This window comes from Streptomyces sp. NPDC058052 (assembly GCF_042885515.1).
GTDB lineage: Bacteria > Actinomycetota > Actinomycetes > Streptomycetales > Streptomycetaceae > Streptomyces.
In genome coordinates this window covers 251,707-277,865 of the sequence record NZ_JBHVRX010000001.1, presented here as the reverse complement: position 1 = coordinate 277,865, position 26,159 = coordinate 251,707, and the positions used below count along the sequence as shown (strand labels likewise).

At 73.9% G+C, this 26,159-nt stretch carries 15 protein-coding genes and 1 pseudogene; 7 read left to right on the top strand and 9 right to left on the bottom strand.

Features of this window, described 5'->3' with window-relative positions; translation table 11 throughout:
• Positions 1-127: 127 nt before the first annotated feature.
• The 3 genes from ACFVU3_RS01400 to ACFVU3_RS01390 all read left to right on the top strand — a co-directional run bounded on the left by ACFVU3_RS01400 (position 128) and on the right by ACFVU3_RS01390 (position 6,479).
• Positions 128-1,945: an ABC transporter ATP-binding protein gene (locus ACFVU3_RS01400; RefSeq protein WP_390062647.1), complete on the top strand. Its 1,818-nt coding sequence runs from the start codon at positions 128-130 to the stop codon at positions 1,943-1,945.
• Positions 1,942-3,804 carry an ABC transporter ATP-binding protein gene (locus ACFVU3_RS01395; protein WP_390062645.1) on the top strand — a complete coding sequence of 621 codons (1,863 nt, stop codon included), beginning with the start codon at positions 1,942-1,944 and terminating at the stop codon, positions 3,802-3,804. The genes ACFVU3_RS01400 and ACFVU3_RS01395 overlap by 4 nt, the downstream gene beginning before the upstream one ends.
• Before the next feature lie 650 nt (positions 3,805-4,454).
• Entirely contained in the window at positions 4,455-6,479 is a 2,025-nt protein-coding gene (locus ACFVU3_RS01390; RefSeq protein ID WP_390062643.1) for a M4 family metallopeptidase, read from the top strand.
• Positions 6,480-6,551: 72 nt separating this feature from the next.
• Here ACFVU3_RS01390 and ACFVU3_RS01385 read toward each other — a convergent pair whose 3' ends face one another.
• The 7 genes and pseudogenes from ACFVU3_RS01385 to ACFVU3_RS01355 form a co-directional block, all read right to left on the bottom strand.
• Positions 6,552-8,063 (bottom strand): sensor histidine kinase, encoded by a 1,512-nt coding sequence (locus ACFVU3_RS01385; protein WP_390062641.1) that lies wholly within the window; start codon positions 8,061-8,063, stop codon positions 6,552-6,554.
• A complete protein-coding gene (locus tag ACFVU3_RS01380; protein WP_390062639.1) occupies positions 8,056-8,745 on the bottom strand; it encodes a response regulator in 690 nt (229 codons plus the stop codon). Before ACFVU3_RS01380 ends, ACFVU3_RS01385 begins: the two co-directional genes overlap by 8 nt.
• Positions 8,746-8,810: 65 nt before the next feature.
• Positions 8,811-10,022: an IS701 family transposase gene (locus ACFVU3_RS01375; protein ID WP_390062637.1), complete on the bottom strand. Its 1,212-nt coding sequence runs from the start codon at positions 10,020-10,022 to the stop codon at positions 8,811-8,813.
• A 102-nt stretch (positions 10,023-10,124) separates the two neighbouring features.
• Positions 10,125-10,940 (bottom strand): L-threonylcarbamoyladenylate synthase, encoded by an 816-nt coding sequence (locus ACFVU3_RS01370; protein ID WP_390062635.1) that lies wholly within the window; start codon positions 10,938-10,940, stop codon positions 10,125-10,127.
• A 308-nt stretch (positions 10,941-11,248) separates the two neighbouring features.
• The gene (glgP, locus tag ACFVU3_RS01365; protein ID WP_390062633.1) at positions 11,249-13,801 is read right to left on the bottom strand and encodes an alpha-glucan family phosphorylase; all 2,553 of its coding nucleotides are present in this window, start codon (positions 13,799-13,801) and stop codon (positions 11,249-11,251) included.
• A 128-nt stretch (positions 13,802-13,929) separates the two neighbouring features.
• A complete protein-coding gene (locus tag ACFVU3_RS01360; RefSeq protein ID WP_390063005.1) occupies positions 13,930-14,196 on the bottom strand; it encodes a helix-turn-helix transcriptional regulator in 267 nt (88 codons plus the stop codon).
• A gap of 111 nt (positions 14,197-14,307) precedes the next feature.
• A pseudogene (locus ACFVU3_RS01355) lies at positions 14,308-14,754 on the bottom strand (cupin domain-containing protein); the annotation flags it as partial.
• Between the two features lie 343 nt (positions 14,755-15,097).
• On the opposite strand from ACFVU3_RS01355, the gene ACFVU3_RS01350 reads away from it, so the two are divergent.
• The 4 genes from ACFVU3_RS01350 to glgB all read left to right on the top strand — a co-directional run bounded on the left by ACFVU3_RS01350 (position 15,098) and on the right by glgB (position 22,752).
• Complete coding sequence (locus tag ACFVU3_RS01350) at positions 15,098-17,083, top strand: alpha-1,4-glucan--maltose-1-phosphate maltosyltransferase (protein ID WP_390062631.1); 1,986 nt, start codon at positions 15,098-15,100, stop codon at positions 17,081-17,083.
• The gene (treS, locus tag ACFVU3_RS01345) at positions 17,080-18,792 is read left to right on the top strand and encodes a maltose alpha-D-glucosyltransferase (protein ID WP_390062629.1); all 1,713 of its coding nucleotides are present in this window, start codon (positions 17,080-17,082) and stop codon (positions 18,790-18,792) included. The genes ACFVU3_RS01350 and treS overlap by 4 nt, the downstream gene beginning before the upstream one ends.
• 224 nt (positions 18,793-19,016) lie before the next feature.
• Positions 19,017-20,366: a maltokinase gene (locus ACFVU3_RS01340; protein ID WP_390062627.1), complete on the top strand. Its 1,350-nt coding sequence runs from the start codon at positions 19,017-19,019 to the stop codon at positions 20,364-20,366.
• Between the two features lie 172 nt (positions 20,367-20,538).
• Entirely contained in the window at positions 20,539-22,752 is a 2,214-nt protein-coding gene (gene glgB / locus ACFVU3_RS01335; protein ID WP_390062625.1) for a 1,4-alpha-glucan branching enzyme, read from the top strand.
• Between the two features lie 40 nt (positions 22,753-22,792).
• Here the strand turns inward: glgB and ACFVU3_RS01330 are convergent, their stop codons facing one another.
• A complete protein-coding gene (locus ACFVU3_RS01330; protein WP_390062623.1) occupies positions 22,793-25,027 on the bottom strand; it encodes a HelD family protein in 2,235 nt (744 codons plus the stop codon).
• A 160-nt stretch (positions 25,028-25,187) separates the two neighbouring features.
• Entirely contained in the window at positions 25,188-26,063 is an 876-nt protein-coding gene (locus ACFVU3_RS01325) for an alpha/beta fold hydrolase (RefSeq protein ID WP_390062621.1), read from the bottom strand.
• Between the last annotated feature and the right edge of the window lie 96 nt (positions 26,064-26,159).

Sequence of the window (26,159 nt, the reverse complement as noted above, 5' to 3'; positions counted from 1 at the left end):
TCTCTCCCACCCCTGGTCATGATCGGAGACGGATCCTATGTGTGGCCCCCGCCGGCCGGACGCGCGGAGGGGGCCCGTCCGAAATTCGGATGAGACGTGTCAGTGGTGACTCGTAGGGTCGGACCTGATGCCCGAGAAACCTGCCTCCCCCGAATCCACGCCCGCCCGTCGTTCGGCGGTACGGGTGCTGCTGCGGCTCTGGCCGTACGTCCGGCCCGTGCGCGGGCGGTTCTTCACCGCCGCCGCCGTCGCGGTCGTCGCCTCCTGTCTGTCCCTGGTGATCCCGCTGGTCCTGAAATGGCTGGTGGACGGGCCGGTCGCGGACCGCGACCCCGGCGGGGTGTGGCTGGGGGCGCTGTTCCTGCTGCTGCTCGGGATCACCGAGGCGGTGCTGTTCGGCCTGCGGCGGTGGCTGGTGGCCCGGCCGCTCTCCTCGGTCGAGGCGCGGATGCGGGAGGACCTGTACGGGCGGCTCCAGCGGCTGCCGATCGCCTTCCACGACCGGTGGGCGTCCGGGCAGCTGCTGTCGCGCGGCACCACGGACCTCATGATCATCCGGATGTTCCTGGCCTTCCCGCTGACCTTCCTGCTGGTCAACGGCGTGACGATCGTGGCCGGCTGCGCGCTGCTGCTCGCCCAGGACCGGTCGCTCGGCCTGGTGCTGCTGACGCCGGTGGTGCCGGTGATGGTGCTCTGCTCGTACTTCGAGCGGCGGTACGGGGTGGTGGCGCGGCGGGCGCAGGACCAGGTGGGCGATCTGACGACGGTGGTGGAGGAGAGCGTCCTCGGCATCCGGATCGTCAAGGGCTTCGGCCGGCACCGCAGTCAGGCGGACGCCTTCCGCCGGCTCGCGGAGCTGCTGCGCTCCACGGAGCTGTCCAAGGCACGTCTCCTCGCCACGATCTGGGCGCTGATCACGGTCCTTCCGGAGCTGGCGATCGGTGCCGCGCTGGTGCTGGGCTCGGTGCGGGTGGCGGACGGCGGGCTGTCGGCGGGCACGCTGGTGGCCTTCCTGTCGACGGCGCTGGCGCTGCGCTGGCCGGTGGACTCGATCGGATTCCTGCTGGCGATGAGCCAGGAGGCGGTGACCGCGACGGAGCGGTACTTCGAGGTGATGGACGCGGAGGAGGAGCGGGACGCGGTCTCCGCCGCGGCGGCGGAGGGGGCCGTCGACGGGCTGCGGTTCGAGGGGGTGTCGTTCCGGTTCCCCGACGCGCCGGCCGGTGCGCCGCCCGTGCTCGACTCCATCGACCTGCACGTGCGGCCGGGCGAGACGCTGGCGCTCGTCGGGGCCACCGGTTCCGGCAAGACGACGCTGACGGCGCTGGTGCCGCGGCTGCACGAGGCGGGCGGCGGGCGGATCCTGCTGGACGGCGAGGACATCGCGCTGATGGAGCGGGAGCGGCTGCGCACGCTGGTGTCGGTGGCGTTCGAGGAGCCGACGCTGTTCTCGGCGAGCGTCGGGGAGAACGTGCTGATGGGCGCGGACGCGGCGGCCGGGGCGCCGGAGCTCGACCGGGCGCTCGGGATCGCGCAGGCGGACGGCTTCGTGGGGCGGCTGCCCGAGAAGGCCGGGACGCAGGTCGGCGAGCAGGGGCTGAGCCTCTCGGGCGGTCAGCGGCAGCGGCTCGCGCTGGCGCGGGCGGTGGTCGGCCGGCCGCGCTTCCTGGTGCTGGACGATCCGCTGTCGGCGCTGGACGTGCACACGGAGGCACGGGTGGAGGCGGCCCTGCGCGAGGTGCTGAAGGAGACCACGGCGCTGGTGGTGGCGCACCGGCCGTCGACGGTGATGCTGGCCGACCGGGTGGCGCTGCTGTCGGGCGGGCGGATCGCCGCGGTCGGCACCCATCAGGAACTGCTGCGGAGCAGCGCCGAGTACGCCTGGCTGATGTCGGGCGGGTCCACGGGCGAGGGTTCCGTGGGGACGGGAGACGGAGAGCGATGACGGAGACCACGCTCGCGCAGCCGGCGGAGGACCTCCGGGCGGCCGGGGAGGAGGGTGCCGGTCCGGGCGATCCGTTCGACCGGGACGACCTGCCGGCACCGCGCGGGGCGACCGGGGCGCTGCTGCGCTCGCTGCTGGCCGCGCACCGGTTCCGGGTGGCGGTGGCGGCGCTGGTGCTGCTGGTGAAGGAGGCGGCGGTCCAGGCGGGCCCGCTGCTCGTGGCGTACGCGATCGACCGGGGGGTGCCGGCCTTCCGGGCCGGGGACCACGGGCCGCTGGTGGCGGTGGCGGTGGGCTATCTGCTGTGCGCGGTCGGGGCCGGGGCGCTCCAGTACGTGTTCGTGCGGGGCGCGGCGCGGATCAACCAGGACGTGCTGCTGGACCTGCGGGGGCGGATCTTCCGGCACGCGCAGGTGCTGAGCGTGGACTTCCACGAGCGGTACACGTCGGGGCGGCTGATCTCGCGGTCGACGACGGACGTGGAGTCGCTGCGGGAGCTGCTGTCGGAGGGGCTCCAGGAGCTGATCGGGGTGGTGCTGTCGTTCGTGTCGATCTCGCTGGTGCTGCTCTGGCTGGACCTGGGGATCGGGGCGGTGGCGGTGGCCTCGTTCGGGCCGCTGTACCTGCTGGTGCGGATGTACCGGCGGCGGGCGGGCGCGGTGTACGCGGAGCGGTCGACGGCGATCGCCGGGGTGATCGTGAAGTTCGCGGAGACGATGAACGGGATCCGGCCGGTGCGGGCGTTCCGCCGGGAGCGGGTGAACGACGCGGAGTTCGCGGGGCTGAACCACCGGCACGAGCGGAGCAACGGCGACGCGCTCCTGGAGATGGCCCGCTATGTGGTGGGGTCGCGGCTGGTGGCGAACACGGCGGTGGCCGGGATGTGCCTGTGGGGCGCCTACCGGGTGGCGGAGGGTTCGCTGGAGCTGGGTGTGCTGGCGGCGGCGGTGCTGTACGTGCGGCGGCTGTACGACCCGATCGACCGGCTCGGGATGTTCCTCAACTCGTACGAGTCGGCGGCGGCGTCGCTGGCGAAGATCGCGGGTCTGCTGGCGCAGGAGCCGGGCGTGCCGGAGGCGACGGCTCCGCGCGGGCTGCCGGAGCGGGCCGGGACGGCGCCGGGCCGGGAGGTCGTCTTCGACGGGGTGCGGTTCGCCTACCGGACGGGCGGCGAGGTGCTGCCCCGCCTCGACCTGCGGATCCCGGCGGGGCAGACGGTGGCGGTGGTCGGGGCGACCGGCGCGGGCAAGTCGACGCTGGCGAAGCTGCTGGCCCGCTTCTACGACCCGACGGAGGGCCGGGTGCTGCTCGACGGCGTCGACCTGAGGGAGCTGGCGACGCCGGAGCTGCGGCGCGGGGTGGTGATGGTGACGCAGGAGGCGTTCCTGTTCTCCGGGACGGTCGCGGAGAACATCGCGATCGGCCGTCCGGACGCCACCCGGGAGGAGATCGAGCAGGCGGCGAAGGCGATCGGCGCGCACGAGTTCATCGCCGGGCTGCCGGACGGCTACGACACCGACGTACGGAAGCGGGGCGGCCGGATCTCGGCGGGCCAGCGCCAGTTGGTGGCCTTCGCGCGGGCGCTGCTCGCGGATCCGGCGGTGCTGATCCTGGACGAGGCGACGAGTTCGCTGGACGTGCCGGGAGAGCGGGCGGTGCAGCACGCGATGGACACGGTCCTCGCGGGCCGCACGGCGGTGGTCATCGCCCACCGCCTGTCGACGGTCGAGGTCGCGGACCGGGTCCTGGTGATGGAGGCGGGCCGGGTCGTCGAGGACGGCACCCCGGCGGAGCTGGTCGGCGGCGAGGGCCGCTACGCGGGCCTCCACCGGGCGTGGCGTGACTCGCTGACGGGGTGACGGGCGCCGGCTGACGGGCCGGATCAGGGCGGCGCGCCCGGTCCGGTCCGGTGGCCCGGCGGGGTGCCGACGGCCCGGTCGCCCGGCGGGGTGCTCCCGCCGGGCCCCCGGCGGGGTGCCGGGTGTCAGGGCCGGGTGGCGACCATCAGGCCGACGAGGGCGAGGACCGGGCTCGCGACGCCCCCTCACCTCCGCCGTGCCACCGAGGCAGACGCGTCCGCGGATGATGCCGGAGCGGTCGCCGGCCGGACGAGCGGGAGGCGGCGCGGAGCGGAACGCGTGGTTCACGCCGACAGTTTTCGGCCAACGCTTCGGTAAAGGCGGCCGGTGTCCGAGGGGCGGGACACACAGCGGACGCAAAGGTTCCGGTTCTTCCCTCGCGGACGGATTCCCGCACGGAGAACGCGGGACGACCGGCCGCCCATGATCGACGAAACGTCCGGTTAACGAACACGCCCGTGCGCGCAGCGGACGACTTCCGGCCAAGTTATTGACGCGCTCCTGACAGGTACCGGCGGTAGCTGCCAGTCTCTCCCCCGGTTCCTCGCAACCGTGTTCGCCGCTTCACCCGATCGTGCTCCACCGCTCTGCTTGCTCCGCCCGGCCCGTCCACCCATCGGCCCGGTACCCCCCTCGCAAAAGGAGTTCGCGTGAGATCCACGCCCAGCCGCCGCGCCACCGCGACCGGCGCGCTCGTCGCCGCCGCCGCCATGCTCGCCGTCGGCGTCCAGGCCGGCAGCGCCTCCGCCGACATCTCCCAGGCGGCTCCCGCGGCCCCGGCCGTCGGCAAGGTCAACCCCGGCAAGCTCCCCGCCGACCTCTCCCCCGCCGAGCGCGCCGCGCTGCTCAAGGCCGCCGACGCCGGCAAGGCCGAGACGGCCGAGGAGCTCGGCCTCGGCGCCCAGGAGAAGCTGGTCGTCCGTGACGTGGTCCAGGACCGCGACGGCACCACCCACACGCGCTACGAGCGCACCTACGGCGGGCTCCCGGTCCTCGGCGGCGACCTGATCGTCGCGGAGTCCAGCACCGGCGCCACCACCGGGGTCAGCAAGTCCTCGCGGGCGGAGCTGAAGAACGTCGACCTCGCGGCCACCGTCGCCCCCGCCGCCGCGGAGAAGCAGGCCGTCGGCCGGGCCGCCGCCGAGGGCTCCAAGGCCACCAAGAGCGAGCGCGCCCCGCGCAAGGTCGTCTGGATGGGCCAGAGCGGCGCCCCCGTCCTCGCCTACGAGACCGTCGTCGGCGGCCTCCAGCACGACGGCACGCCGAACGAGCTGCACGTCGTCACCGACGCCAAGTCCGGCGCGAAGCTGTACGAGTGGCAGGCCGTGCACACCGGCACGGGCAACACCCAGTACAGCGGCCAGGTCACGCTCGGCACGGCGCCCTCGTACACGCTGACCGACACGGGCCGCGGCAACCACAAGACGTACAACCTCAACCGGGGCACGTCCGGCACCGGCACCCTCTTCTCCGGGTCGGACGACGTCTGGGGCGACGGCACCGCGACCAACCTGGAGACGGCCGGCGCCGACGCCCACTACGGCGCCGCGCTCACCTGGGACTACTACAAGAACGTGCACGGCCGCAGCGGCATCCGCGGCGACGGTGTGGGCGCGTACTCCCGGGTCCACTACGGCAACGCCTACGTCAACGCCTTCTGGCAGGACTCCTGCTTCTGCATGACGTACGGCGACGGCGCGGGCAACACCAAGCCGCTCACGTCCATCGACGTGGCCGCGCACGAGATGACCCACGGCCTCACCTCGGTGACCGCCAAGCTCGTCTACAGCGGCGAGTCCGGCGGCCTCAACGAGGCCACCTCGGACATCTTCGCGGCGGCGGTCGAGTTCTACGCCAACAACGCCAACGACAAGGGCGACTACCTCGTCGGCGAGAAGATCGACATCCGCGGCAACGGCACCCCGCTGCGCTACATGGACAAGCCCAGCAAGGACGGCTCGTCCAAGGACGCGTGGTACTCGGGCATCGGCTCCATCGACGTCCACTACTCCTCGGGCCCGGCGAACCACTTCTTCTACCTGCTCTCCGAGGGCAGCGGCGTCAAGACCGTCAACGGCGTGACCTACGACTCGCCGACCTCCGACGGCCTGCCGGTCACCGGCATCGGCATCGACAAGGCCCGGCTGATCTGGTTCAAGGCCCTCACCACCAAGTGGAACTCCTCGACCAACTACGCCGGTGCCCGCACCGGCACGGTCGCGGTCGCCGAGGAGCTCTACGGCGTCGGCAGCGTCGAGGCCCTCGCCGTCCAGCACGCCTGGGCCGCCGTCAACGTCGGCACCCGCCCCGGCGGCAACCCGCCCACCGGCAAGGTCTTCGAGAACACCGCCGACGTCGCCATCCCGGACAACGGCGCCGCGGTGACCTCCTCCGTGACCGTCTCCGGCGTCACGGGCAACGCGCCCAGCAACCTCGCCGTCGACGTGGACGTCGTCCACACCTGGCGCGGTGACCTGATCGTGGACCTCATCGCCCCCGACGGCTCGGTCTACAACCTGCACAACCGGACCGGCAGCAGCGCCGACAACATCCAGCAGACCTTCACCGTGAACGCCTCCTCCGAGGTCGCCAACGGCGTCTGGAAGCTGCGTGTCCAGGACAAGGCGTCCGCCGACACCGGCTACATCAACGGCTTCAAGCTGACCTTCCCGTAACCCGGGAGGCGAGAGCCGGAAGCACCCACGACGGACGCCCGGAGGGACCCATCCCTCCGGGCGTCCGCCCGTTCACTCCACCTCGTCCTTGGCGATCAGCCGGCCCACGACGAAGCACAGCCGGTAGACGGGGCGCTCCGCGAACACGGTCGCCCGGTAGTACCGGCACTCGTCCACGCCCCCCGGCTCCGCCGGCAGCCGCGGCGGCCTCGTCTCCAGCGCGTGGTCCGGCAGGTCCTCCACGATCTCCGTGTACGCCTGCCCGACCAGCAGCCGCGCGTAGTTGTCCGGCTCCAGGTACGAGCGGGACTGCGACCACACCGCCACGCCCGCCGTCAGCACCGCCAGGGCGACCAGCAGCGCCAGCGGGATCCAGATCGCCCGCACCAGGTCCTGGCGCACCCTCCGCCGGGCCCGGTCCAGCTCCCGCGCAGAGGTCGGGGCGGCCGGCACCGCCGCGGGCACCCGCCGGGGCAGCACCGCCGACAGCGCGAACCCGCCGCCCCGCACCGGCCCGTGGGTCAGGGTGCCGCCCGCGAGCCGCACCCGCTCGTCGAGCCCGACCAGCCCGGAACCCCCGGCGGCGGGCGGCCCGGAACCGGTGCCCGGCCCGCTCTCCACCCGTACCGTCACCCGCTGCCCCGCCTCCCGGAAGCCGACGGTGACGGCGGCGCCCCGCGCGTGCTTGGCCGCGTTCGTCAGCCCCTCCTGCACCACCCGGTGCAGCGCCCGGCCCGCCATCCCCGGCAGCTCGGGCGGAGCGCCGGAGAGGGTCACGTCGAGCCCCGAGGCCCGCGCCCGGTCCACCAATTCGCCGACCGTCTCGTCCGGCGGGGTCGTCGGCGCCCCGGCACCCTCCTCCCGCAGCACCCCGATGACGTCCCGGAGCCGCTCGGTCGCCTCCGCCGCCGCCCGGCGCAGCTCGCCGGCCGCCCGCTGCTGCCCGGGCCCGAGCCCCGGATCCACCTCCAGGGCCGCCGCCCGCACCGCGATCAGCGCCAGGTCGTGGCCGAGGGAGTCGTGCATGTCCCCGGCGATCCGGGACCGCTCCCGCAGCCGCTCCCGGTCGGCCACCGCCGCCTGCTCCCGCTCCATCCGGTCCGCCAGCTCCCAGCCGCTGCGCACCAGCCGGTCGTACTGGCGCACGTACCGGCCGACCAGCCAGGGCGCCACGATCGCCAGGGCCAGCGCGAGGAGCAGGGTGAACCAGGGGCCGAGGGAGGTGCCGGTGAGCCGGGTGAGGAGCAGCCCGACCGCCGCCACCGCGCCGAACAGCCACAGCGAGCCGCGGGTGTGGTCCTGCCGCCGTCCGGCGAGATAGCCGAAGGCGACGAGGGCGAGGCTGTACGAGGGGGTGAACAGCTCCAGGGTGGCCGGCAGGCTCGCCGCGACCGTGACCGCGAGCGGCAGGAGCGGCCACCGGCGGCTGACCGCGACGCAGCCGCCGAGGACGGTGATCCCGGCGGCCACCTGGAGCCACGAGCCGCCGTCGTTCGGGTCGGAGCGGAGCAGTACCGGGACGGAGAGCAGCAGCCACAGCGCCAGGTCGAAGAGACGGCGGCGCGCCGGGGAGGTCTCAGGCACCGGGCGCGTCCCGGTCGCCGGGGCCGGGTCCGTCGCCGACGAGTCCGGCCTCGTGGGCCAGGACGGCGAGCTGGACGCGGTTGCGCAGGCCGAGGCGGCCGAGGACCGCGCTCACATGGGCCTTGACGGTGCCCTCGACGACGTACATGCGGGCGGCGATCTCCTGGTTGGAGCAGCCGGCGGCGAGCAGCGAGACGACCTCCCGCTCGCGGGCGGTGAGCGGGGCCAGCCGGGCGCGGGCGGCGGCGGCGCGGGTGAGCCGTTCGCCGCCGAGGGTGTCGATGACCCGGCGGGCGACGCCGGGCGAGAGGGCGGCTCCGCCGGCGGCGACCGCGCGGACCCCGGCGATCAGTTCGCGCGGGTCGCCGGACTTGAGGAGGAAGCCGGCGACACCGCCGCCGAGGGCGCGGGCGATGTAGTCGTCCTCGGAGAAGGTGGTGAGCATGACGACCGCCGTCCCCGGGAGGGTGCGGCGGAGCGCGTCGGCGGCGGCCAGGCCGTCGAGGCGGGGCATCCGGATGTCGAGGAGGGCCACGTCGGGCCGGTGGAGCCGGGCCAGCTCCACGGCCTCGTGTCCGTCGCCCGCCTCGGCGACCACCTCGATCCCCGGGTCGGTGGTGAGGATGGCCCGTACCCCGGCACGGATCATCGTCTCGTCGTCGGCGAGCAGGACCCTGATCATGCGGTCCAGCCTAGGCAACGGGCCCCGGACGCGGCGGGCGCTCCCCGGCGGAGGCGGTCGCGGGGTCAGCGGCGTCCGGGCAGCGGGCCTCGGCCGCGCGCGCCGCAGGCGTGTCCGCCGGCCTGCACGGCGAGGAAGGCGACGGCGAGCTGGGCGAGGGTGACGTGCCGGTACCAGCCGTGCCAGGAGCGCACCCGGTACGCCTCCAGGCCGCAGCGTTCCACCGCGGCGGCGAGCGCGCCGCGGCTGTCGCACCAGGCGGCGGCCGCGGCGGCCAGGTCGGGGAGGGGCGCGTCCGCCGGGCCGTGGGCGAGGAAGTAGCGCCGCGGCGCGGTGTCGCCGGCGCGGCGGCACGCGACGAGCCAGCGGGCGGGCGGGGGCGCGCCGGAGGAGCGGGGTTCCGGGTCCGACGGGACGCGGCGCACCCACCATTCCCAGGGGCGGCCGGCGTCGACGGATCCGCGGGCGGCCGGCAGCCTGGCCCAGTCGTGCTCCTCGGCGTGCCGCTGGACCAGCCGGGAGATCCGCCGCCAGCCGGGGTGCGGCAGGACGGGGTGGTGCGGCGGGACGCCCACCATGTGCGGGACGCCCCGGTCCTCCAGGTAGGCGCGCAGGTCACGGTCGCAGCCGAGCCGGGTGTCGGTGACGACCCAGGTGCCGGCGGACGCGGTCCCGGGCTCGTGGTCCAGGAAGCGTGCGGCGAGGCGCCGGGCGAGCTCCGGCCGGGGGACGTGCCGGGCGGTGTCGGGGACGTGGGCGCGGCGCCGGCGTTCCTGGTCGGCGTCCCATTCGGGCGGCAGGTACAGCTCGCGGTCGACGAGCGCGGTGCCGACCCGGGTCGACCAGAAGGCCATGATCCCGATCTGGCAGGAGGCCGCGCCGCCCAGGGTCTCGGCGTACTGCCGGGCGACGCCGGCGGAGGCGCGGCCCTTCTTCCTGAAGGCGGCCTCGTCGAGGACGAGGACGCCGCCGCCGCTGCTGTCGGCGAGCCCGTTCACGACGTACCGGCGGATGTAGTCGCGCAGTTCGCCGGAGTCCCACACGGCGCGGCCGAGGAGGTGCTGCTGGAGCCAGAAGGGGTCGCCCCCGGGGGCGGCGCCGGGCTCGCCGAGGAGGGTGCGGACGTACTGCTGGGCCCGCTCCCGCAGGTCGGAGCGGGAGAAGAACCGGGCTCCGACCCGCTCCAGGAGTAAGTCAAGTCGTTCCGAGCGTTCCTCGGCGGCCCGCTGTTCCGGTGTGGTGTCCGGTGGTACGAGCCACTCGGCCTCTGTCTGCACGGTGAACGTCAACTCCCCCCGTCCGGGCCGGACTTCCGCCGGCCCGCGGACCCGCGGGCGGGCCCGGGGCGGCGGGTGGCCGCTCCCGGGCCGGCGGGCGGGTCAGTAGTACTCGCCGTGACGGTAGTCCCAGGAGGGGAAGATCTCGGAGAGGTTCTCCATGATGACCGGGCAGTCCAGTCCGCGCCGGATCAGCACGGGCGCCGGGGAGACGGAGCGCTCGCCCTTCTGGACGGGGACGAGGGCTCCGTCGCGGTCCACCAGGGAGACCATGACGCCCTGTTCGTGGCGGGTGGTCTCGTCCTTGTCGGGCTGGATGGAGGCGACGTAGTCGTCGGCGGCGACGATGAAGTCGGCCTCCTCCTCGATGCGGCCGCCGATGCCCTCGACGCGGCCGCGGTTGCCGACGCCGGAGGGGTTGGCGGAGCTGGCGAAGACCAGGCGGCCGTCGGCCCAGAGCCGTTCGACGAGCTGCTCGGCGGGCCGGCCGAAGCGTATGACGAAGCAGCTGGTGCCGCGTGCGTCGCGGGCCAGTTCGCGGCTGGTCTCGTCGGGCAGCCGGTCCAGGGCGTCCTGGCGCCAGGGCAGGATGCAGCCGAGCAGGACGTCCTGGTCCCAGTGGCGCTCGTAGAGGGCGAGGACCTCCTCGTTGACCTCGGCGAGGGCCTTCAGCTGGTCGAGGTCGGCGCAGAGGACGACGCCGGGTTTGTTGCGGTTGCGGCGCTTGGCGTCGAACTTGCGCTCCAGGCCCGCGCCGTCGGTGGTCATCAGGATGTAGCCGACCTTGGTGGCGCAGACGACGAGGCCGCCGGGGGCGGAGAGGGCCGCCAGGGCCTCGGGGACGGGCTCGCCCCGCCAGGTGGTCCTCGGGGTGGCGCTCGGTGTGGTGGACGGGGTGCCGGGTGTGGTGGTCGACACGGGGTCGCTCCTTCCGTGGTACGGAACAGGCTTCGGGTGTCCGGGAGTTCGCGGCCGGGGGATCCCCCGGCCGGCGGTCTCGGCCCTGCTTCCACCACCGCACATCATCTCGGATGGTGGATCGATCTTCTACATTTCGAGACGCTAGCAGCCACCGGGCAGCCGCCCCAAGCGTCCGACCACGGGCTGAGATCCCGAACCGCGAGGGCCTTCCCATGCTGTAGATGGCCCCGCGCCGCCCGCCCGGCAGCACGACGGCCACGCCCTGCCGGGGCGTGGCCGTCGTCCTTCGGGGCGGAGCGGTCCGGCTACCTCAGGAGCACCCCCGCGCCCTCGCTCCCCGGGTCCTCCGGCAGGGCCAGGAGGCCGAGTTCGGCGGCGTGGGCGAGGAGCGGGTGGGCGGGCAGGACGCGGACCGTGCAGCCGAAGGGGCCGGTGCGGTCGAGCTCCAGGGTGCCCGCGTAGGGCTGGCGGCCCTCCAGGTCCGGGCCGCCGGCGGGCTTCAGGGTGACGGTGCGGGTGCCGGTGAGGGTGTCCTCGGCGTCGACCCGGCCGGTGACGGCCTGCACCTCGACGTCGTCGGGGGCGAGGCCGCCGAGCGCGACCCGGACCCGGACCACCGGGGTGGCGCCCAGTTCGGCACCGGCCTCCGCGAGGTCGTCGCCGACCTCCACGTGGTCCACCGAGACGCCCGGCCAGGCCGCCCCGACCCGCGCCTTCCAGGCGGCGAGCTCGCGCGCCCGGTCCGGGGTGAGCGCCCGGCGGGCCGCGGCGGCGGGGACGTACAGCCGCTCCACGTACTCGCGGACCATCCGGTCGGCGAGCACCCGGGGGCCGAGGTCCGCGAGGGTGCGGCGGACCATGGCGGTCCAGGCGGCGGGGACGCCGTCGGGGCCCCGGTCGTAGAAGCGGGGGGCGACCCGGCGTTCGATCAGCTCGTAGAGGGCGGCGGCCTCCAGGTCGTCGCGCCGCTCCTCGTCGGCCGCGGCGGCCCCGTCGGCGGTGGGGATGGCCCAGCCGAACTCGGGCTCGAACCACTCGTCCCACCAGCCGTCCAGGACGGAGAGGTTGAGGCAGCCGTTGAGGGCGGCCTTCATGCCGCTGGTGCCGCACGCCTCCAGGGGGCGCAGCGGGTTGTTGAGCCAGACGTCGCAGCCGGGGTAGAGGCCGCGGGCCATCTCCATGCCGTAGTCGGGCAGGAAGACGATCCGGTGCCGGACCCGGGGGTCGTCGGCGAAGCGGACCAGCTCCTGGACGAGCTTCTTGCCGCCGTCGTCGGCCGGGTGGGCCTTGCCGGCGACGACCAGCTGCACCGGCCGCTCGGGGTGGAGCAGCAGGGCGCGCAGCCGGTCCTTGTCGCGGAGCATCAGGGTGAGCCGTTTGTACGAGGGGACCCGGCGGGCGAAGCCGATGGTGAGGACCTCGGGGTCGAGGACGGTGTCGGTCCAGCCGAGTTCGGCGGCGGCGGCGCCGCGCTGCCGCCAGGAGGCCCGCAGCCGGTCGCGGACGTCGGCGACGAGCCGGGTGCGCAGGGTGCGGCGCAGCTCCCACAGGTCGCGGTCGCTCGCGTCGGCGCCGAGCCGGCCGACCTCGGGTGCGGTCCAGGTGGGGGCGTGGACGCCGTTGGTGATGGAGGTGATGGGCACCTCGTCGGCGTCGAAGCCGGGCCACAGTCCGGCGAACATGGCGCGGCTGACGGCGCCGTGGAGGGTGGAGACGCCGTTGGCGCGCTGGGCGAGGCGCAGTCCCATGGCGGCCATGTTGAAGACGCCGGGCTCGCCGCCGAGCGGGGTCTCGTCGCCGAGGGCGAGGACGCGGCCGGTGTCGAGGCCGGGCAGGGCGCCGTCTTCGCCGAGGTGGCGGGCGACCAGGTCGCGGTCGAAGCGGTCGATGCCGGCGGGGACGGGGGTGTGGGTGGTGAAGACGGTGCCGGCCCGGACGGTCTCCAGGGCGGCGTCGAAGTCCATTCCCTCGCCCTGGAGTTCGCGGATCCGTTCGAGTCCGAGGAAGCCGGCGTGGCCCTCGTTGCTGTGGAAGACCTCGGGTGCGGGGTGGCCGGTGAGGCGGGTGTACGTGCGGACCGCGCGGACGCCGCCGATGCCGAGCAGCATCTCCTGGAGGAGCCGGTGCTCGCTGCCGCCGCCGTAGAGCCGGTCGGTGACGGACCGCTCGCCGGGGGCGTTCTCCTCGACGTCGGAGTCGAGCATGAGCAGCGGGACCCGGCCGACCTGGGCGATCCACAGGTGGGCGTGGAGGCTGCGTCCGCCGGGCAGGGCGAGGGTGGTCCGGGCGGGGGTGCCGTCGGCTTCGCGGAGCAGGGTGACGGGCAGCTCGCCGGGGTCGAGCACGGGGTACTGCTCCTGCTGCCAGCCGTCGCGGCCGAGGGACTGCCGGAAGTAGCCGTGCCGGTAGAGCAGTCCGACGCCGATCAGCGGGACGCCGAGGTCGCTGGCGGACTTGAGGTGGTCGCCGGCGAGGATGCCGAGCCCGCCGGAGTACTGGGGCAGGGCGGCGGCGACGCCGAACTCGGGCGAGAAGTACGCGAGGGCGGCGGGCCCGTCGCCGGAGCCGCGCTCCTGGTACCAGCGGGGCCGGTCCAGGTAGGCGTCGAGGTCGTCGGCGGCGGCGGCGAGCCGGGCGAGGAAGTCCCGGTCGGCGGCGAGCGCGGCGAGCCGGGGGGCCTCCAGGGCGCCGAGGACCCGGACCGGGTCCGCCCCGGCGAGCCCCGCGGGGGCGAGGGAGTCGAAGAGGGCGCGGGTCGGTTCGTGCCAGGACCAGCGCAGGTTGCGCGCCAGGGCGGCGAGGGGTCGAAGGGTGTCGGGGAGGACAGGACGCACGGTGAATCGACGGATTGCCTTCACGTGTCCCACCTTCGCAGGCCGGTGACGGAACGGAGCGGACGCACCACGCTGTGCGTCCGGCGTGCCGCACCGAGCGTAGGGGCGTCGCCGCGGCCGGGGCCATGGGGCGTCGGTGTACGGGCCAGGTTTCACACCCGGCGGGGCGCGGTGGCCCGGTACTCCCCCGGGGTCATGCCGTAGGTGGTGCGGAAGGCGAGGTGGAAGCCGACCCGGCTGCGGTAGCCGACGCGGGCGGGTACGGCCGACTGGGGGAGCCCGGTCTCGGCGAGCAGCCGGGCCGCCTCGCGTATCCGGCGGGCCGTCAGACGGCGGGCCGGGGGTGTGCCGACGGCCTCGCGGAAGGCGGCGGTGAAGGCGGAGCGGGACATCCCGGCCTCACGGGCCAGGGTGACCACGGTCCAGGGTTCGGCGTAGCGGGTCTCGATGGCGGCGGCGGCGCGGCCGATGCCGGGGTGGGGGTGCGGGCCGCCGGGCGGCCGGGGCGCGGCGGCGAGCGCGAGGGCGGTCTCCAGGGCCCGCAGGGCGAGCAGCCGGTCGCCGGGGCCGGGGCGCCGGCGGGGGGAGGCGAGCAGGGCGAGGGTGTCGTGGAGCAGCGGGGCCGCCTCGACGCGGGCGCGGTCGAGCAGGAGGGCGCGGGGCAGGACGGCGACGAGGGGCGAGGCGGCCCGGCGGTCGTAGCCGGTCCGGACGGTGAGGAGCCGGACGGCGGTGGCGGGTCCGCCGAGTTCGAGCACGGACGCGGGGGGTCCGGCGGGGGGCGGGGTGCCGGAGGCGTCGGGTCCGGCGGCGAGCCGGTGGCGGGCGCCGGCCGGCAGCAGCGCGAGGTCCCCGGCGGCGAGTTCGAGGGCGCGCAGCCCCGTGACGGCGAGTGCGCACCGCCCGGCCAGCACGTAGTGGAGGACGGCCCGGGCGGTGCCGGTCTCGGTGTCCATGAGCGTCTCCCGTCTTCCGTACCCGGTGACGAAGGACCGACAGCGTAACGAGGACGGCGCGGGATCCGGTCCGCCCCACGGCGCCGGGCCGGATTTCTTGTCCGGCTCGCGTCCTTGCCCGGCCCCCTACGCCCTAGTAGTTAACAAAGGGCCGGATTGCCCGCCCGAGAACCTGGGGAAGGCTCCACCGGTACCCCCCGAATCCGTCCTCCCCGTACCCGTCTTCATTCCTGTGGGCCCGCCATCCGAGTGAACGCGGAGGGGCGCGGCGATGCCCGCCTCCCCCCGGCCTCCGGCGCGGCTAGAAAGAGCGCACCACCACCCGCACCCCCGTAACCCGTCAGGTGATGCTGTGAATCCGCTCATGGGACGCATTCCCGTACTGGACGTCCGCCCGCTGGTCGACTGCGGCCGGCGCCCCGCGAAGGCGGTGGCCGGCGAAACCTTCGAGGTGTCGGCGACCGTCTTCCGCGAGGGCCACGACGCGGTCGCCGCCAATGTCGTACTGACCGGCCCGACCGGCCGGCCAGGACCGTGGACCCCGTTGCGCGAACTGGCCGAGGGCACCGACCGCTGGGGCGCCGAGGTCACCCCGGACGCCAAGGGCCTGTGGACGTACACCGTCGAGGCGTGGAGCGACCCGCTGGCCACCTGGCGCCACGCGGCGAAGATCAAGATCCCGGCCGGGATCGACTCCGAACTCGTCCTGGCCGAGGGCGCGGAGCTGCACGAGCGGGCCGCCAGAGGCGTCCCGAAGAAGGGCGGCGGCCGGGAGGCGGTGCTCGCGGCCGCGGACGCGCTGCGCGACGCGTCCCGGCCCGCCGCCGCCCGGCTCGCGGCCGCGCTGGCGCCGCGGGTGACGGAGACCCTGGAGCGGCATCCGCTGCGCGAACTGGTCTCCTCCTCCCCGGCGTTCCCGCTCCGGGTCGAGCGCGAGCGGGCCCTGTACGGCTCCTGGTACGAGTTCTTCCCGCGCTCGGAGGGCGTGCGGAAGGTCAAGGGCCGTACCGTGCCCGGGAACTTCCGCACCGCCGCCGAACGGCTCCCGGCCATCGCGGCGATGGGCTTCGACGTGGTCTACCTGCCGCCGGTCCACCCGATCGGCGAGACCCACCGCAAGGGCCCCAACAACTCCCTGTCGGCGTCCCCGAGCGACGTCGGCGTGCCATGGGCGATCGGCTCGCCGGAGGGCGGGCACGACGCCGTCCACCCCGACCTGGGCACGATCGAGGACTTCGACGCCTTCGTGGCCCGGGCCCGGGAGCTGCGCCTGGAGATCGCGCTGGACTTCGCGCTCCAGTGCTCGCCGGACCACCCGTGGGTGGAGAAGCACCCGGAGTGGTTCCACCACCGCGCGGACGGTTCGATCGCGTACGCCGAGAACCCTCCGAAGAAGTACCAGGACATCTATCCGATCGCGTTCGACGCCGACATGGACGGGATCGTCGCGGAGACCGTGCGGGTGCTGCGCCACTGGATGGACCACGGGGTGCGGATCTTCCGCGTGGACAACCCGCACACCAAGCCCGTGGTGTTCTGGGAGCGGGTCATCGGGGAGATCAACGGCGCCGACCCGGACGTGATCTTCCTGGCGGAGGCGTTCACCCGCCCGGCGATGATGCGGACGCTCGGCGCGATCGGGTTCCAGCAGTCCTACACGTACTTCACCTGGCGGAACACGAAGGACGAGCTGACCGAGTACCTGACCGAGCTGTCCGGGGACGTGGCCGCCCAGATGCGGCCCAACTTCTTCGTGAACACCCCGGACATCCTGCACGCCTACCTCCAGGAGGGCGGCCGGCCGGCCTTCGAGGCGCGGGCGGTGCTCGCGGCGACGCTCTCGCCGACCTGGGGGATCTACGCCGGGTACGAGCTGTGCGAGAACGCCCCGCTGCGCGAGGGCAGCGAGGAGTACCTGGACTCGGAGAAGTACCAACTCAGGCCGCGTGACTGGGAGTCGGCGGAGCGCTCGGGCGCGACGATCACCCCGCTGATCACCGCACTGAACCGGATCCGGCGCCGTCACCCGGCCCTCCGGAGGCTGCGGAACCTGTCCTTCCACCAGACGGACAACCCGCAGGTGATCGCGTACGCGAAGAAGTCGGGTTCGAACACCGTTCTGGTGGTCGTCAACCTCGACCCGCACCACACCCAGGAGGCGACGGTCTCGTTGAACATGCCGGAACTCGGCCTCGGCTGGCACGAGACCGTGCCGGTGCGCGACGAGCTCACCGGCGACACCTATCACTGGGGCAGGAACGCCTACGTGCGCCTGGAACCGGGCGTCACGCCCGCGCACGTGCTCGTCCTGCGACCGTCCCCGCAGACCGGAGGGTCACCCACCTCATGACTGTCAACGATCCCGTCCCCGACACCTTCGAGGACACCCCCGCCAAGGACCGCGACCCCGACTGGTTCAAACGGGCCGTCTTCTACGAGGTCCTCGTCCGGTCCTTCCAGGACAGCAACGGCGACGGCGTCGGCGACCTGAAGGGCATCACGTCCCGGCTGGACTATCTCCAGTGGCTCGGCGTGGACTGCCTGTGGCTGCCGCCGTTCTTCAAGTCACCGCTGCGCGACGGCGGCTACGACGTCGCCGACTACACGTCGGTCCTGCCCGAGTTCGGCGACATCGCCGACTTCGTGGAGTTCGTGGACGCGGCGCACCAACGCGGGATGCGCGTGATCATCGACTTCGTCATGAACCACACCAGCGACCAGCACCCGTGGTTCCAGGAGTCGCGGCGCGACCCGGAAGGACCGTACGGCGACTACTACGTCTGGGCCGACGACGACAAGCAGTACGCGGACGCCCGGATCATCTTCGTCGACACCGAGACCTCCAACTGGACCTTCGACCCGGTCCGCAAGCAGTACTACTGGCACCGCTTCTTCTCGCACCAGCCGGACCTCAACTACGAGAACCCGGCGGTGCAGGAGGAGATCCTGTCGGCGCTGAAGTTCTGGCTGGACCTGGGCATCGACGGCTTCCGGCTGGACGCGGTGCCGTACCTGTACCAGCAGGAGGGCACCAACTGCGAGAACCTGCCCGCCACCCACACCTTCCTCAAGCAGGTCCGCAAGGAGATCGACGACCACTACCCGGACACGGTGCTGCTCGCCGAGGCCAACCAGTGGCCCGAGGACGTCGTCGACTACTTCGGCGACTTCCGCTCCGGCGGCGACGAGTGCCACATGGCCTTCCACTTCCCGGTCATGCCGCGGATCTTCATGGCCGTCCGGCGCGAGTCGCGGTACCCGATCTCCGAGATCCTGGCGAAGACCCCGGAGATCCCCTCCGGCTGCCAGTGGGGCATCTTCCTCCGCAACCACGACGAGCTCACCCTCGAGATGGTCACGGACGAGGAACGCGACTACATGTACGCCGAGTACGCCAAGGACCCGCGGATGCGGGCCAACATCGGCATCCGGCGCCGGCTCGCCCCGCTCCTCGACAACGACCGCAAGCAGATGGAGCTGTTCACCGCGCTGCTCTTCTCGCTGCCGGGCTCCCCGGTGCTGTACTACGGCGACGAGATCGGCATGGGCGACAACATCTGGCTCGGCGACCGCGACGGGGTGCGGACCCCGATGCAGTGGACCCCGGACCGGAACGCGGGCTTCTCCTCCTGCGACCCGGGCCGGCTCTACCTGCCGGCCATCATGGACCCGGTCCACGGCTACCAGGTGACCAACGTGGAGGCGGGGATGGCCTCGCCGTCCTCGCTGCTGCACTGGACGAAGCGGATGATCGAGATCCGCAAGCAGAACCGCGCCTTCGGGACCGGCACGTACACCGAACTGCCGTCCTCCAACGCGGCGGTGCTCGCCTTCCTCCGCGAGGCCGCTCCGGAGGAGGGGGAGGACGCCGATCTGGTGCTCTGCGTGAACAACTTCTCGCGGTTCGCACAACCCACCGAGCTGGACCTGCGGCGCTTCGCCGGGATGCGGCCCGTGGAGCTGATCGGCGGGGTCGAGTTCCCCGCCGTCGGCGAGCTGCCGTACCTGCTGACGCTGACGGGTCACGGCTTCTACTGGTTCCGCATGAAGCGGAGTTGACGGGCGGCCGTTTCGGCCTCCGACGGGGTGGGACGGTTTCCTCCGTCCCACTCTGGGAACTGTGTCCCACACACGAACCAGCCCCATCCGGGTCCATCCATACGGATCTTCCCTTTCCGACACGTCCCGCACATCCGGACAGCCCCAGCCGCCATCCGGGACAATCTGCGCATTTGAACGCTTACGACACCCATCTGCGCACCCCGGGGAAAGGACGCGATGCCATGCCGGAGACCGCATCCACCACCCGGGCCCCGGACGCCCTCCTTCCGTCCCTCACGCCCCTGCTCCACGAATGGCTGCCCCGGCAGCGCTGGTTCGCGGGCAAGGGCCGCCGGGTCACCGGATTCACGCTGGAAGCGGCCACCGAGCTGCTGCCCCTGGACGGCGCCGGCCCCGGACTCCTCCACCTCCTGCTGCGGGTCGAACAGCCCGGCCGCCCGGCCGGCGAACCCGCCGACTGCTACCAACTCCTCCTCGGCGTCAGGACCCAGCTGCCTCCGCGCCTCGCCCCCGCCCTCATCGGCCGCGTCCGCCAGGGCCCGCTGGCCGGCCGCGCCGTCTACGAGGGGCTGCGCGACCCGCGCCTCGCCGGCCTCCTGTACGAGCGGCTGCGCAGCCCCGGCCGCACCGGACCACTCCGCTTCCACGCCACCCGCGCCCTGCCCGGGGCGCTCGCCCCCCGCGTCCTCGACGCCGAACAGTCCAACTCCTCGCTCGTCTTCGGCGACGCGTACATCCTCAAGATCTTCCGCAGGGTCAGCCCCGGCGCCAACCCCGACCTCGAACTGCCCCTCGCCCTGGACCGGGCCGGCTGCGCCCGCGTCCCCGCCCCGGTGGCCTGGTTCGAGTCGGGGGCGGCGACGCTGGGCGTCCTCCAGCCGTACCTCCGGGACTCCCGGGACGGCTGGCGGCTGGCGCTCGACGCGCTGGCGGCGGGACGGGAGTTCACCGCCGAGGCGCGGTCGCTCGGACGGGCCACCGCCGAGGTCCACCTCGCCCTCGCCGAGGCCCTCCCCACCCAGCGGCTGCCGCGCGCCGAGACCGAGGGCCTGGCGGCCGCGATGGACCGGCGGCTGCACGCCGCCGCCCAGGCCGTCCCCGCGCTCCTCCCCTACGTCCCCGGCCTGCGGGCCGTCTTCGCGGCGGCCGGCGACGCGGAGGGGGCGGGCGCGGTGCAGCGCATCCACGGCGACCTGCACCTCGGGCAGACCCTCCGCGGCTCCGACGGCGCCTGGGCCGTCATCGACTTCGAGGGCGAGCCGGCGAAGCCCCTCGACGAGCGCCGCCGCCCGCAGCCGACCGTCCGCGACGTCGCCGGCATGCTCCGCTCCTTCGACTACGCGGCCCGCACCCACCGGCCCTGGAACGCGGACTGGGCGGCACGGTGCCGGGCCGCGTACTGCACCGGCTACGCGGAGGTCGCGGGCGCGGACCCGCGCACCGACCCGGCGCTGCTGCGCGCCTACGAGACGGACAAGGCGGTCTACGAGGTCGTCTACGAGGCCCGCCACCGTCCCGACTGGCTCCCCGTCCCCATGTCCGCCATCCACCGCCTCGCCACCCCCCGTTGACCCCGCACCGCGCCACCGCCGCCGCCCCGTCGCGGGCAGCGGCTCCGCGGGGGCGGAACGCGTGCCCGCCCAGGGGCGGCGGCGGGGACATGGCCCGTTCGGCCGAGTGTCCCGGCGGGCCGCGGGGACGTTGCCCAGTTCGTACACATTCCAATCATTCTGGAGGCTTCCGGTGACCGCCAAGACGCCCCGCACGGCGCCCCCTCTCGATCCCGGCGAGCGCGCGCGGCTGCTCGCCGGGGAGCACCACGACCCGCACGCGCTGCTCGGCGCCCACCCGGTGAAGGGCGGTGTGGTCCTCCGGGCGCTGCGGCCCTGGGCGCAGGGCGTCGTGGCCGTGCTGCCGAAGGGGCGGACGGTCGAGCTGCGCGACGAGGGCGACGGTCTCTTCTCGGCCCTGGTGCCGCTGCTGCGGAAGGTCCCGGCGTACGAGCTCCGGGTGCGGTACGGCGACGAGGAGATCACCGTCGCCGACCCGTACCGGCACCTGCCGTCCCTCGGCGACCTGGACCTGCACCTGATCGGCGAGGGCCGGCACGAGGAGCTGTGGACGGCGCTGGGGTCCCGGGTGATGACCCACGGCGGGGTGGCCGGCACCCGCTTCGCCGTCTGGGCACCGAACGCCCGCGGCGTCCGCGTCACCGGCGACTTCACGCACTGGGACGGCACCGGCCTGCCGATGCGCTCGCTGGGCTCGACCGGGGTGTGGGAGCTGTTCGTCCCGGGCGTCGGGGAGGGGGCGGTGTACAAGTACGACATCACCCGTCCCGACGGCTCGCACACCGTCCGCGCCGACCCGATGGCGCGACGCACCGAGTGCCCGCCGGACACCGCGTCCATCGTCACCGAGTCGCACTACGAGTGGGACGACGCCGAATGGATGGCGCGGCGCGGCGCCCGGCCGCCGCACGAGGCGCCGATCTCCGTCTACGAGCTCCACCTGCCGTCCTGGCGGCCCGGACTGACCTATCGCGAGCTGGCCGTCGAGCTGCCCGCGTACGTGCGCGAACTGGGCTTCACCCACGTGGAGTTCATGCCGGTCACCGAGCACCCCTTCGGCGGCTCCTGGGGCTACCAGGTCACCGGCTTCTACGCGCCGACCGCCCGCATGGGCACCCCGGACGACTTCAAGTTCCTGGTGGACGCGCTGCACCGGGCCGGGATCGGCGTGCTGATGGACTGGGTGCCGGCGCACTTCCCCAAGGACGACTGGGCGCTGGCGGAGTTCGACGGGCGGCCGCTGTACGAGCACGCGGACCCGCGCCGCTCGCACCATCCGGACTGGGGGACGCTGGAGTTCGACTACGGCCGCAAGGAGGTGCGGAACTTCCTCGTCGCCAACGCGGTCTACTGGTGCCAGGAGTTCCACGTCGACGGCCTGCGGGTGGACGCGGTCGCCTCGATGCTCTACCTGGACTACTCGCGCGAGTACGGCGAGTGGCTGCCGAACGAGTACGGCGGCCGGGAGAACCTGGACGCGGTCGCCTTCCTCCAGGAGATGAACGCCACCGTCTACCGCCGCTGCCCCGGCATCGTCACCTTCGCCGAGGAGTCGACGGCCTGGGACGGCGTGACCCGGGCGACGGACCTGGTCGGCCCGGGCGGTCACGGCGGGCTCGGCTTCGGCATGAAGTGGAACATGGGCTGGATGCACGACTCGCTCCAGTACATGGAGAAGGAGGCGGTCCACCGCAAGTACCACCACCACGAGATGACCTTCTCGATGGTGTACGCGTACAGCGAGAACTACATCCTGCCGATCTCGCACGACGAGGTGGTGCACGGCAAGCGGGCCCTGGTGTCGAAGATGCCCGGCGACTGGTGGCAGCAGCGGGCGAGCCACCGCGCCTACCTGGGCTTCATGTGGGCCCATCCGGGCAAGCAGCTCCTCTTCATGGGGCAGGAGTTCGCCCAGGGATCGGAGTGGTCGGCGGACCACGGCCCGGAGTGGTGGCTGCTCGATCCGGCGTACGGGGCGGAGGCCGACCACCGGGGGGTGAAGGACCTGGTGCGGGACCTGAACCGGGTCTACACGGCGACGCCCTCGCTGTGGGAGCGGGACACGGTGCCCGAGGGCTTCCAGTGGGTGGCCGGGGACGCGGCCGACGACAACGTCCTCGCCTTCCTCCGCTACGACGGCTTCGGCTCGCCGCTGCTCGCCGTCTGCAACTTCTCCCCCGTCGTCCGGCACGACTACCGGCTGGGGGTGCCCGACGACTTCGCCGCCTGGGGCGAGGTGCTGAACACGGACGCGGCCCGGTACGGGGGTTCGGACGTGGTCGGCACCGACCCGGTGAAGACCGAGTCGATGCCGTGGCACGGGCGGGCGGCGAGCGTCCGGATGACGCTGCCGCCGCTCGCCACCGTCTGGCTCAGGCCCGCCTGAGCCGCGCCCGCCGCGCCCGCCGCGCCCGGGCCCCGGGGGCTCAGGCCCGGCGGACGATCCCGAGCCGCTGGGTGGCCCGGGTGAGCGCCACGTACAGGTCGTTCGTGCCGTGCGTGGCGCCCGCCCGGATGCCGTCCGGGTCGACGACGAGGACCGTGTCGAACTCCAGCCCCTTCGCCTGGCGGGGGTCGAGGAGCACCACCGGGCGGGTCAGGTCGGGCTTCGGCCCGTACGAGGCGTCGGGGAGGGCCGCGACCAGGCCCGGGAGCAGCTCCGGCGGGGCGATCACGGCGAGCCGGCCCTCGGTGCCGCGTGCGGCCGCCACCGCGTCCGCGGCCTCCTTCACCGGGTCCTCGACGGTCCGGTCCCAGGGTTCGACGCCGGTGGAGCGGACGGAGCCGGGCGGCTCGAAGGCCGGGTCGTCCTCCCGGCGGACGGCGGCGGCGACCGCCATGATCTCGGCGGGCGTGCGGTAGTTGACCCCGAGCCGCACATGCTGCCAGCGGTCCTGCACGTGCGGGGCGAGGATCGCGTCCCAGGCGCCGACGCCGGCCGGGTCGCCGGTCTGGGCGGGGTCGCCGACCAGGGTCATCGAGCGGGTGGGGCTGCGGCGCATGAGGAGCCGCCACTGCATCGCGGACAGCTCCTGCGCCTCGTCGACGATGATGTGGCCGAAGGCCCAGGTGCGGTCGGCCGCGGCCCGCTCGGCCGCGGTGCGGTGGTCGGCCTCCTCGTGCCGTTCGGCGAACCGCTCGGCGTCGATGATGTCGTGGGCGGACAGCACCTCGGAGGCGTCCTCGTCGAGCTCCTCCTTGTCCTCGAACTCGTAGGTGCGGGAGGCGAAGGAGACGTCGAGGACGCCCTGCGCGTACTGCACCTGGCGCTGCCGCTCGGCCTCCTGGGCGGCGCGGGCGGCGGAGTCGTCGTGGCCGAGGAGTTCGGCGGCCTCGTCGAGGAGCGGGACGTCGCCCGGGGTCCAGGCCCCGCCGTCGCGGCGGATCACGGCCGCGTCCTCCTCGGGGAGGTGGGTGGGCTCGGCGAGGTAGCCGGCGAGGAAGTCCTCGGGGGTGAGGTCGGGCCAGAGGGAGTCGATGGCGGCGTGCACGTCGGGGTTGGCGGCGATGCCCTTGGCGAGCAGGGCGACGTCGTCGGGGCCGAGGAAGTTGGGGCCGCCGTACGGGTCGGCGCCGATCCGGTCGGCGAGCTGCGCGGCGAGCGCGTCGAGGATCCGGAAGGCGAAGTAGGGGCGGGCGAGGTTGTGCGGCAGGGCGGTCTCGCGGGCCTTGTGGCGGGCCTCCAGGGCCATGTCCCAGTCGAGGACCAGATCGCCGTCCTCGTGCGGGACGACGAGGGGCGCGCCGCGGTCGGGGACCTGCTGCCGGTCCCGTACGGCCTCCGCCAGCGCGGCGGCCATCCGGGCGTCGCCCTTCACGGCGGCGGCGCGGTCGGTGTCGGTGCCGGTGGCGCGGACCCCTGGGTACAGCTCGCCGGGGGTGGCGAGCAGGACGCCGGTCTCGCCGAGCGAGGGCAGCACGTTGCCGATGTAGCCGAGGAAGGCCGGGTTGGGCCCGACGATGAGGACGGCCCGCTTCGCGAGCTGCTCGCGGTGGGCGTAGAGCAGGTACGCGGCCCGGTGCAGGGCGACCGCGGTCTTGCCGGTGCCGGGGCCGCCCTCGACGACGAGGACGCCGGCGTGCGGGGAGCGGATGATGGCGTCCTGCTCGGCCTGGATGGTCTGCACGATGTCGTGCATCCGGCCGGTGCGGGCGGCGTCGAGCGCGGCGAGCAGCACCTCGTCGGCGTCCCGGCCCTCGTGCCCGGAGCGGGTGCGGTCGGCGAGGTCCAGGACCTCGTCGTGGAGCGAGACGACCTCGCGGCCCTTGGTGGTGAGGTGCCGGCGGCGGGTGAGGCCCATCGGCTCGTGGCCGGTGGCGAGGTAGAAGGGGCGGGCGATCTCGGCGCGCCAGTCGACGACGAGCGGGGTGCGCTGCGGGTCGTCCTCGCGCAGGCCGATGCGCCCGATGTGGTGGTCGCGCCCGTCCCGGAAGACGAGCCGGCCGAAGCAGAGCCCGGTCTCCCCCGCGTCGAAGGCGGCGAGCAGCCCCGACTGCTCGGCCACCATGATGTCCCGCTCCAGGCGGGACTGCGCGCTCCCGGTCCCGGGCGTCCTGAGCGCCTCGCCGACGGCGGCCTCGGCCCGGTCTCTCAGGTCGTCGAGCCGCGCGTAGAGCGAGGTGATGAATTTCTGCTCTTCCCGAATTGGCTCGGTTGACAATTCGACTCCCAGCGCGATACAGTGCCTTTAGTGAAATGCTCCGCGAATTTGTCCGGCATAAGCGCAGGACGGGCACACGGAATTCACCAATATAGGCGCCGCACCACCCCGACTGTCAATTCAGCCGGGGTATTTTTGTGCGCCCGTACGGAGCCTCCCGTCAGGGAGCGGTGTGGCGGAGGACCGCCTCCGCCAGGGGTGCGTGCACCTGCGGGGGCAGGGCGTGGCCCATGCCGGGGATCTCGGCGAGACGGGCACCGCGGATCACCTGGGCGAGGTGTTCGGCGTGCGGGGGCGGGGTGACCGGCTCGGCCGGGGCGGCGATCACCAGGACGGGGACCTCGGTGGCGGCCAGTTCGCCGGTGCGGAGCAGCCCGGAGGCGTCGGCGCGGGCATGGGCGGTGCCGGGCGTGTGGTGTCCCGTATGGGCGACGATCGCCCGCTCCCGCGCACGGAACCATTCCGCGTCGAAGGGGAGGGCGTCGCCGGCGAGGGCCCGCCAGTGCGCGACCCGGTGATCCAGCTCCGCCTCCAGGTCCCGCTCCTCCACCGGGAGGGACCAGAACTCCAGGAGCCGCTCCGAGGGCCCCGGCAGCTCCTCGGCCGGCACCCGGGTCCCGTCGGGGCGGACGTACGGGGTGGCGCTGACCGCGCCGGTGCCGATGAGCGTGGCGCTCAGCAGCCGGTCGGGGTGGTCGGCGACCAGGAGCTGGGTGAGCAGTCCGCCGAGGGACATACCGACGACGTGGGCCCGGTCGATCCCGAACGCGTCCAGGACGGCGACGGCGTCCTCGGCGAGCCGGGACAGCGGGTAGGGCCGTTCGTCGAAGGCCCAGGTGGAACGGCCGGTGTCCCGGTGGTCGTAGCGGATCACCCGGTGGTGCTCGGCGAGCAGCGCCACCAGCTCGTCGGGCCAGGCGAGTCCCGACGCCAGCGCGCCCATGACCAGGAGCAGCGGGGGCCGGCCGGCGTCGCCGTGCTCCTCGACCCAGAGCCGTGTGCCGGGCTCGACCTCCACATACCGTTCGCGCGTCATGCCGCTCTCCTCCCGCACCATAACAAGACGAGACGTATCGTATCGCTACTCCCCCGGGAGAGGTCAAGCACCCCGGGGAACCGGACCCCGCGGCCG

Coding starts and splice junctions, on each gene's coding strand:
- ACFVU3_RS01400 (WP_390062647.1), top strand. CDS start 128: ATGCCCGAGAAACCTGCCTCCCCCGAATCCACGCCCGCCCGTCGTTCG.
- ACFVU3_RS01395 (WP_390062645.1), top strand. CDS start 1,942: ATGACGGAGACCACGCTCGCGCAGCCGGCGGAGGACCTCCGGGCGGCC.
- ACFVU3_RS01380 (WP_390062639.1), bottom strand. CDS start 8,745: ATGATCAGGGTCCTGCTCGCCGACGACGAGACGATGATCCGTGCCGGG.
- ACFVU3_RS01350 (WP_390062631.1), top strand. CDS start 15,098: ATGGGACGCATTCCCGTACTGGACGTCCGCCCGCTGGTCGACTGCGGC.
- treS (WP_390062629.1), top strand. CDS start 17,080: ATGACTGTCAACGATCCCGTCCCCGACACCTTCGAGGACACCCCCGCC.
- ACFVU3_RS01340 (WP_390062627.1), top strand. CDS start 19,017: ATGCCGGAGACCGCATCCACCACCCGGGCCCCGGACGCCCTCCTTCCG.
- ACFVU3_RS01325 (WP_390062621.1), bottom strand. CDS start 26,063: ATGACGCGCGAACGGTATGTGGAGGTCGAGCCCGGCACACGGCTCTGG.